Genomic DNA, 2,708 nt, shown 5'->3' with positions numbered 1-2,708 from the left:
GTAGGGCATACCGGAACCTTTGGGCTCGATCCAATAAACGCTTGGGGAGAGAATACCTCTACTTTTTCAGAAGCAATTCTGTCTAAGCAAGTAATCTCTGTGAACCAAGAATCCCCGTCTCTTTAGAGCGGGGAGTGTCAATGGACTCTGGAAATATTACCCGCTTTAATCCAACCTTCGCGACCATCGGACAGACGTATGCGCTGCCATTGGCCATCGCTGCTGGTTCCCACCACACTAACTTTAGTATTATAATCCAGACCGCCGAGACGAGTCGATTCACTGGTAGGTTGAGAGCGCAGACTTAAACCGCTTTGCCATGTCACCCGCGCTTGATAACCCTCGGATGTGGCTTCTCTTTTTCTTGCTTCGGGACTGGGTTTCGGGGAAGCTTTTGGTGCTGGTGCAGCTGTGGGAGACTCTTTCACCTCAGCTTGGGGTTGTTCTTGGACGGGAGTAGTAGGGATGGGAGAAGGTTTGACGGCGGTTTTTTCTTCCTTAGTTTCCTCTTTTTTCTCCTCGGTAAAGACGGGTTTAGGAGGATTAGAATTCATACCGGAGAGAAGCATATAGGCGACAGCAGTAGCCCCACCGACCAAAATCGCCACTCCCATGACAAAACCGAGCATAAATTGCAATAAACCAGATAAACGCTTCATATTGGTGCTAAATTAACTGCTAGAATTGACATTAAAACGATCATCGCGAGAGGCTAGACGAGCTTTACCGGACTTTGCCCAATCCTGTAGAAATTGAATCTGTTCTTGGGCAGTCCGAGCTAGGGGGATAATCTGACTAGCGGCCTCAAGCACATCATCGGTGCTAAAGTCGCGATTTTGACTAAAACCGATGTGCATCGCTTCCACGATGGTTTGTTCGATTTCTGCCCCCGAAAAATCGGGAGTTTCGTAGGCTAATCGCTTTATATCATAACTTTTCAGATTATGGGGCCGAACTTTCCCTAAATGAACGCTAAAAATCTCCTCGCGGGACTTTTGGCTAGGTAGTCCGACAAAAAATATCTCATCGAAGCGTCCTTTTCGCAACATTTCCGGGGGCAGAGATTGGATGTTATTAGCTGTAGCGACGACAAAAACCGGCGATTGTTTCTCGGCTAACCAAGTGATAAACGTCCCGAAAACCCGCCCGGTGGTTCCCCCGTCGCCTTTTCCCTCCGCTCCGGCGAAAGCTTTATCGATTTCGTCTATCCACAGCACACAGGGAGCTAAAGCTTCGGCGAGATTAATCATCTGACGGGTACGCGATTCCGATTCTCCCACCAATCCGCCAAATAAACGCCCCACGTCTAGACGCAGCAGCGGTAAGTGCCAATGATGGGAAATAGCTTTCGCTGTCAGGGATTTACCCGTCCCTTGAATTCCCACCAATAGTAAACCCCGGGGATTGGGTAAACCGTAGGCGCGGGCGCGTTCACTAAAGGCACCACCGCGACGAATCAGCCAATCTTTGAGATTATCTAGGCCGCCGATGTCAGAAATCTGCTCTGTGGCGGGATAAAAGTCCAATATCTGGGTTTGACGAATCGATTGGCGTTTTTCTGCCAAAATTAATTCCACGTCCTCTGGCTCAATTTTGCCGTGACTGGCTAAACATTTGGCTAAAACCCGACGAATTCTCTCTAGAGATAATCCTTGGGCAGAAAGCACTAATTCATCGAGGAGTGGTTCTTTGACGGGTTGTCCGGTGGCAGCGATTAATCGCTGGATTTCCTGTTTAATTTCTTCGCCACTGGGGAGGGGAAAATCGACGACGGTGATTACTTCGGTTAGATCCGAGGGGATAGACAGTTCGGGAGCGACGATAATTAGGTTTTTGGGCTGAGATTTCAGAGAACGGGCCAGATTTCGCAATTTTCTGGCGATGGAAATATCTTCTAAAAAGCGCTGGAAATCGCGTAAAATTATGATGGCGGCGATGTTAGGCGGCAGCTTTTCGACGAATTCAAGAGCTTGGAGGGGATTACGCCGAGCAAAGTTCTCATTATTGGGATTATCTTGATAACCATCCACGAAATCCCAGACATAGACAGCACGGTTATGGCTCTGTTTGGCAATATCGGCGATCGCTTTTTCGAGACGTTCCTCTTCTAGGGTGGTAATATAGATGAGAGGATAGCGCGCCCGCAGCAGTAATTCAAATTCTTCACCAAAGCTCATAGCTATTCGTCTATAGTTTTTGCTATTTATATCGTCATCACAAAATATAGCAGTTAGCTGTCAGTCAAATAACGATGGTAGGTAAGCTGTGCTGCATTTTAAGATAAGCCAAGCTCGTCTGTAAAAAGATTGAAAAAAAACAAATTTACGCTTGTATTTTCTTAAATGTATGGTATAATCGTCTTGCCTTAGTCGGGATTAACCTTCTGTTAACTAAATTAACATCGTGTTGATTAGATTAAGCTTTAGCTAATTAAATTAAATTGGCCTACCAAGAATGACAAGAGTTAGTCACTGGTTGGCCGCTTCTTTGCTGTTAATCAATTTCAGCCTTTCTCACAGCCATTCCCTAGGGGGGTTAAATTCGTGTTTAAACTAGCTTCAGAGTTTCAACAAAATCAGAAAAATAAGCCAGAAAGTCAATTTAACTCTTTGCCAATTTCTCAAATCACGAAAGAGGGTAAAGTTTTAGCGATAATTCTCCGACGAGAGTTTAACCAAGAGGGGATTCATTTCCTAACTCCCGATGAT

The 2,708-nt window shown here is 45.9% G+C and carries 2 protein-coding genes and 1 pseudogene; 1 reads left to right on the top strand and 2 read right to left on the bottom strand.

Annotation, left to right across the window (positions count from 1 at the left end; translation table 11 throughout):
* Positions 1-126, top strand: a pseudogene (locus PX481_RS29600) (RNA-guided endonuclease TnpB family protein); the annotation flags it as partial.
* 11 nt (positions 127-137) lie between these two features.
* Here PX481_RS29600 and PX481_RS06005 read toward each other — a convergent pair.
* Positions 138-659: an SH3 domain-containing protein gene (locus PX481_RS06005; RefSeq protein WP_287971952.1), complete on the bottom strand. Its 522-nt coding sequence runs from the start codon at positions 657-659 to the stop codon at positions 138-140.
* A 12-nt stretch (positions 660-671) separates the two neighbouring features.
* Entirely contained in the window at positions 672-2,177 is a 1,506-nt protein-coding gene (locus PX481_RS06000; RefSeq protein WP_002798407.1) for a Ycf46 family AAA ATPase, read from the bottom strand.
* Positions 2,178-2,708: the final 531 nt, after the last annotated feature.

Source organism: Microcystis sp. M53603_WE2 (genome assembly GCF_030065435.1).
This window is presented reverse-complemented; position numbering and strand designations above follow the sequence as displayed.